The organism is Baaleninema sp. (assembly GCF_049974805.1).
Classification (GTDB): Bacteria; Cyanobacteriota; Cyanobacteriia; order Cyanobacteriales; family Geitlerinemataceae; genus Baaleninema.
In genome coordinates this window covers 1-6,904 of sequence record NZ_JBNGCO010000169.1, presented here as the reverse complement: position 1 = coordinate 6,904, position 6,904 = coordinate 1, and the positions used below count along the sequence as shown (strand labels likewise).

2 protein-coding genes are annotated in these 6,904 nt (G+C 50.0%); both read right to left on the bottom strand.

Annotated elements, in window-relative coordinates; genetic code table 11:
• Positions 1–2,785 (bottom strand): CHAT domain-containing tetratricopeptide repeat protein (locus tag ACP5D4_RS20365; protein WP_428013444.1); only part of this gene is annotated, 2,785 nt, incomplete at its 3' end.
• 52 nt (positions 2,786–2,837) lie between these two features.
• Entirely contained in the window at positions 2,838–6,098 is a 3,261-nt protein-coding gene (locus ACP5D4_RS20360) for a filamentous hemagglutinin N-terminal domain-containing protein (protein WP_428013443.1), read from the bottom strand.
• Between the last annotated feature and the right edge of the window lie 806 nt (positions 6,099–6,904).

Genomic DNA, 6,904 nt, shown 5'->3' with positions numbered 1-6,904 from the left:
CTAAATATTCGTAAAATTTCACCATCAATTCGGCGGTGGATTCTTGACTGACATCCCACAGCGGCGCCAGGGTTCCGTTCGCCCCAGATTTGATGGAAATTCCCGCAATTCCTAACACGGCGCGATTGTTCCCCGATGCAGTTTGACAAGCACTTAAAACCAGGAGATCGATGGGTTGTTCTCGCCGTTGAACGCTTCCTTGAAGCAGTTCTCCAACTTCGTTAATCCCAATGGTATAATCGGCGCGATTCGTCGATTGGGGCTGGTTTCCTGTCATAATAAAGGTTTGGTTCGGATCGTTGTCAAACTGTCCGTGAGCGATAGTATGAACAATGCTATAAGGATGACCTGCAATTTCTTCGCCCAGATTTTCTTGGGTAAAATGCTCGTCTAACAAAATTTTAGAACGGTAATTTTTTGAATCCAAAATAATTTGAATTCCGTTAATTTGTTGTAGAACAATTTCTCTATCGATTGACGAAAAATTTTCAAATTCGTTTTCTCGATCCTGAGTTGAAGCGGCAATCAAGACTTCAATTCGATCCGGATCGATTCTCGAGATTTTTAACAATTGAATTGCCGGAGAGACAGCGACAGCATAGTTACGATCGACCAAATAATTTTCACCGTCGTAAAGTGCGGAAATCGGAATATTACGAAGATTTCCATCGAGGACGAAAACCAGAGTATCAAGGGTATCTTCATCTAACGCTTCTTTCATCGGTTCGATGAGAATTTCATAAAGTTCCTGCAAACTTTCTTTCACTTCTGGTTTCACAAAACTTCCCGCCGGTTGACCTAAGAGATTTTGTGTCTGAGAAATTATCTCGTTTAAAGATTTACCACCCGGACGAGGTTTGCCTTCAAAATATTGAAGAGGCGCGTCAGAATCTGGGGTTTTGAGAATAATCGAAACGCGATCTTCAAACAAAATTGTATAGACAAATGCAGTCGATCGATCGGCTTTCGCATCTCGTTCGATAAGGTCGTTTAGCTGGTTCGCTAAATCTTCTTGCGGTTTGCCAGTATCTTCGATTTTATCGACTCGCAAACTTCCCAAATCGCATCGCAGAAAACTCGCCAATTCTGACAGTTGAATTTCTTCGGCGTAGAATAACGCTTTTTTCAGCGTTTCGCCTGGTATATGGTCTTTTTCGGGGGGCAAGAGCAACGCCAACAACTCCCGATACAGAGGTTCGGTATTGTCCCGAAACGAGAATTGTAAATCCGATTCTAACGCCAATAAATCGCTGCGAGCGGACTTCAAAGAATTGGCAGCTTCTTCATAATAAGAAATCGCCAGTTCGGGATTTTCTCTCCCGAACAAACGCCCCAACTGCCACTCAATTCGATATTCCAATTCTGGCACGAAATAGTCGAGCGATCGCGCCTGATTCAGAGCCGTTTGAGTTACGGTTTTGGCGTTTTCCCAGTCTTCTGTTAACTCGTAAACGCCGCCGAGTTGACTGAGAGCATACGCTTCAGCCACTTTATCGTTTAACTCGCGAGATTCTCGCACCGCTTCGCCTAGAATCTCAGCAATTTCTGTCCAGGTAATTTGATTCGCGATTTCCTGTCGTTTCGCTAAAATTGGCGCGTTTTCAGAATGTTTTTCGGGGTCTAATAAATATTGGCGACGCGCGACGCTCATGCAAGATGGAATTTGAGTATCCATATCCTGTTTAAAACAGGTTAAATTCCAGGCTAAATTGAGTCGCATATAAACGCGATCGCGGCTGAGGGGAAGTCGATCGAGCTGTTGCTCTATTCCATATTGAAACGACGCTAATCCGGGGAGTTCTTGCCCCGAGGCGGCTGCCCAGCCTAAAAGGTTTAGCCAAGCTTTACTTTCGAGCGAAAGCTCTCCCGCATCTCTGGCATCTCGCACCGCAAATTGATAGGATTCTAGGGTCGATCTCGCGTATTCTAAGTCTTCATCGTATTTAGAAAAAGCGATCGCCCGTTCTGCTAACGCCCGTTGCGTGTTACCCAACTCCAACCAAGTTTCGGCGCGGTTTTTAATATGTAAATTCTCTTGAATTTGCAAACTTTCCTGTAACACTTCTAACGAGCCGAGTTCGTTTTCAGTTTCGTCTAACAAGCCCATTTGACGAAGAACCTTGCCGAAATCCCGCAAGGCTGTGGCTTTAATTTGCGAATCGACTTGGGCGTTGAGACTTCGATAAATCTCCCCTAAAAGGCGATTGGCTTGAAGCGACAATCCCAACCCTTGTAACGCCTGCGCTTGATTGAGTTGACTGGTGACGACGCCGCGATCGTCCCCCGCTTCAGCATAATACCGAGCCGCCTCTTGCCAACTTTGTAGCGCCGCTTCAACATCGCGATCGCGCGAATGTTGGAGAGTTCCGCGAGTATTTAAAACCTTAGCGTACACTTCAAAATAGGTAGAACTTTGCGAGTCTGTCCAGTTTTCCAGAATTTCTAAACTGCGATCGATCGCCTGCCCCGCATTCTCCCAATCGCGAAGATGTTGGTATGCCAAAGACATATAGTTGTAGGCTAACGCTTCCCCGAGGCGATCGTCGATGGCGTTCGAGTCTTGAAACCGTCTCGTCGCCTCTTGCCAAAGTTCGATCGCTTCTGTGAATTCGTCGTTTTCATAAACCGTCAATCCCCGTTGCAAAAGCTGCCGGGGATTCGCACCCTGCGCCATCACCGCCGCTGGAGTTTCCACGCCTTCGCGAGACGACGCCGGAAGTGCCAAAGTCGGCATCAACCCCAACCACAGCAACCCCAGAGAAACGAGTCGATGTTTGCCGGCCATGATAGTGAACTCTCCTCATTCAAGCGATTGAAAATTCAAGCCATTTCACCGATTAGCGATCGCCACAAGGAACCCCTTGACGAGTGGAGGTCTCCTCAGAAAATAAAACGACGCGATCGTTGTCCGAAATTATCCAATTTTGCGCTTCTTGAAAAGAAGTGTCTAAAGAGGTTTCTGGCGACTGCGAGTCCCGCCACCGCCTCGGAAGTCGCCTATCTTCGACAAACCCATCGCTGCTGAGGGGTTGGTAAGGCGTCGGCGGAACTCCCGCACGTCCGACATCCACGAAACGCGCCTCTCCGACCCCACCGACTTGACATCCTCGCGCCAGTCGGGGAATTTCGATGTTTTCAGGAAGTTCCACTAATCCCGCCGTGGCGTCGATATCGGGGGTATTGATTTCCACGATGCCGCTAAATTGCGGTCCGAGTGCCGATGTTGCTGTAATGTCACTTTCTGGGGTGAGTCGTTCGCGGAAGGCGGTGCCGAAAATCCCTTGTGCGTCGATGGTGACTCGTCCGCCGAAACTGTTGGCGGCGTTGGCGGAGATATCGCTGTTTTCTAAAGCGGCGAGAACTCCGGTGTTGAGGGTGATATTGCCGCCAGGAAAATTCCCTTCCGCGTTGGTTTGGATGTTGCTACCGCGCCGTAAGGTTATCGCTTGGGAGTCGAGTCGAACGTTGCCGCCGCGTCCTAACGTATCGGCGGAAATTTCTACACCCTCGGAGAGTTCGATCGAATCTCCCTGCAAGATAACATCCCCCGCCACAAAGTCGTTCGCCTCGACAAGCGCCGCGTTGGTGGAGGACAACACCGTTCTGTCGCGCAAGGTCACGCGATTGGCCACAAGACGGATATCGCCGCCATCGCCTCGTCCGCTTTCTTCCACGTCGCTGAAAACGCTGCCGTTGGAGACAATAAGCCTGTCGGTCGCTTCGATACTCACCGTTCCGGCATTTCCTTCGCCAAAGGTTGCCGACGACAATCCCGCCCCGTCGCGGATTTCCACGGTATTGGCAAAAACGCTCACGTTCCCTGCGTTCCCTCGTCCTATCTCGTTAACTTGGCTGTTGGCACTGCTGCGAAATCCTGCCAAACTCGATCCTGAGAAGAGAACGGTATCGCTCGCTTCGATGGTTACGGTTCCGCCATTTCCCTCGCCGAAGGTACTCGAAGACAACCTCGCCCCGTCGTGGACTTCTACGGTGTTGGCGACGACGCGAATGTCCCCGGCGTTGCCTCGCGCGATCTCTCCGACTTGGCTGCTGGCGCCGCCGGGAAACCCTTCTATGTCAGTGCCAGCGAAGAAAACGGTATCGCGGGCTTCGATGGTTACGGTTCCACCATTTCCCTCTCCGAAGGTACTCGAATCCAACAACGCGCCATCGCGGACTTCGACGGTGTTGGCAACGATGCGAACGTCCCCGGCATTGCCTCGGGCAATATCTGCTACTTGGCTGGCGGCAGCACTGGGAAAGCCTTCAACATTCGATCCGGCGAAGAGAACGCGATCGCTTGCTTCGACGTTGATGGTTCCGGCATTTCCTTGGCCAAAGGTACTCGAAAACAACAACGCGCCATCTCGGACTTCGAGGGTGTCGGCCGTGATGCGGATATCGCCCGCATTGCCTTGCCCCGTCTCTAACACATCGCTAAAGACACCGCTGGGAAAGCCCTCGGCGTCAGACCCCGATAAGAGAATGTTGTCGGTGGCTTCGACGGTTACAGTTCCGGCATCGCCTCGGCCGCGGCTATTGGAAGACAATTCCGCGCCGTCTAGAACTTCCAGAGTGTGGGCAACGATGCTGATGCCTCCTGCGTTGCCTCGTCCCGTCTCGGCGACATTGCTGAAGGCGTTACCGTTTAAGAAGGAAACGCGATCGATCGCTTCGACCGTCAGCGTTCCCGCGTCTCCCTCGCCAAAGGTACTCGAAGACAAACTTCCCCCATCGCGAACTTCGACGGTACGGGCAAAAACCCTCACGCCTCCTGCATTTCCTCGTCCGGTACTTCCCACTTGGCTTCCGATGCCACTCGGAAAGCCTTCGGCGTTCGTTCCCGATATGACGACGGTTTCGGTGACTTCGACCGTCACCGTTCCACCATCGCCTTCACCTCTTGTATTGGCACTTAAAAACGCTCCATCGCGGATTTCTAGGGTATTGGCGACTACGTTGATATTTCCTGCATTGCCTCGTCCGGTATCGAAAATTGCGCTCGAAGCCATACTGTTGGCTAAGGTAATGGTTTCCGAGGCTTTGAGGTTGAGGGTTCCGGCATTGCCCTCTCCCAAGGTACTGACGTTTAAGGCACTTTCATCTCGCAGGTTGATGGTATTGGCGGTGATGGAAATATCCCCGGCGTTGCCTGTCGAAACCACTCCCACGATATTGGAAATGTCGCTATTGGTAATATTCAGTTGTCCAGTGGCGTTGAGTTCGATGTTTCCGGATGCTGCGCCGGTAAATCCCAATCCTTCGGCGATTCCTGCTTCTAAAATACTGGTGTCGATGGCGATTTCTGAGCCGTTGATGGTCATGTCGCCGCCGCGATCGCCCGCAACGGTGATGACGGTTCCGTTTAGCGAGATTTGCGATCGATCCATATCTACTGGAAACGCCAAGCTGCTATCCTCCAACGCCACGATTCCGGCATGGCTCACCCCTCCCAGTTCGACTCGTCCGCCGGGTGCTGCGATTCTGACGCCATTGAGGGCGATCGATCCTCCGACGAACGCCAAGCTTTCCCCGTCTGGCAGGTTCAACATTGCTCCGGTTCCCTGAATCGTCCCCGGATTTTCGCCAAACTGCACCCCCAGCGGCACGTTCACGCTCAATAACGGCGTAATATTTTCGGGATTCGCTGCGCTGAATTCTAAGCCGTTTTCAAACACCACACTGTTGGCGGTTGTCGCCAAAAACGAACCGCCAATGTCTAAGCGAGCGTTCGGTCCGAAAATAATGCCGTTGGGATTGATTAGAAATAAATTTGCCGCGCCGTTGGCTCTAATTAATCCGTCGATGTTAGAAAGGGAATTTCCGGTGACGCGACTTAAGATAGTTTCGATGTCGATCGCCTGATTAAAAACTGCCGAGCCATCGGTTGGCACAGAAAAGTCTTGGAAGCTATGAAATAGGTTGTTTCCGACGCGATCGCCCCCCTCAATGGAGAAATTCAACCCGTCACTAGAGTTCACTTCTGTCGAGAGCGTACCGTCGGGGACGATTTGCGCTCCAGCGGCGATACAGAAGACACTGGACTGTAACAGTCCTAGAAGGAATAGGAGAGATGGAAGATTGACAACCCGTTTCATGGCTCGCACTCTCCTTTTTTGTAAGGTGGCAATACGAGTATTTTTTGATAATTGCTGCTCGTTTGGTGTGACAACTCAGTGCAGCTTTTTTGGGAAATCTAAACGTCCTAAAAACTTTCTAAACTCGCTAATTCAAAAAGCGATGATTCAAAAAGTTAGCAAAATCTTGGGTTTCGCCAACTCAATCCAACCGATTTGGAGAATTAGAAAAGCCAATACTACCCCAATTTAAAACTGGGGCGACAATTCCTGAGAATCGATCGATTGTTCGATCGACTCAAAAAATATTGAGGATTTTTACTCGGTTTTTGTCGAGCCAGAACGCCAAACACCCCGATATTCAACCTGCCCAAAATCAGGAGTTTTGGCGAATTATTCTGTAAATTTTTAGTGTAATTTTCCAGAGAAAATCTTACTCGACAAAAAATGTCGGGCTTTCCTCCTAAAAAGGATATAAATTCGTTTGGTGACTGTTTTTCGGAAAAGTGACGTTGGGTCAATCTTGCTTTAATTATAAATCGAACTTTCTAAACCACGCTCGATCGAAACCTTAAGAATTGTGCGATCGACTGGCGCAAAACCGGGGAGCGATCGAGTCTCCAAACCTTGAAAACAGCACACTCCGAGCGGTAGAAAGTGGATTTTGCCGCATCCCCCTTGATGACACTTCAGGTGAAGTTTTGTAACATTTTCGGACAAAATCCGTAAAAATGGCAATTTATTAGTTGGGCGCAGTGCGTGACGCGGTAATGTTACCAGAAATTTTGGGTCTAAAGCCTCGCCCTTTCAGGGCGACTCTGCTATAA

Excerpts from the sequence above, each read along its gene's own strand:
- ACP5D4_RS20360 (WP_428013443.1), bottom strand. The coding sequence starts at position 6,098 with ATGAAACGGGTTGTCAATCTTCCATCTCTCCTATTCCTTCTAGGACTG.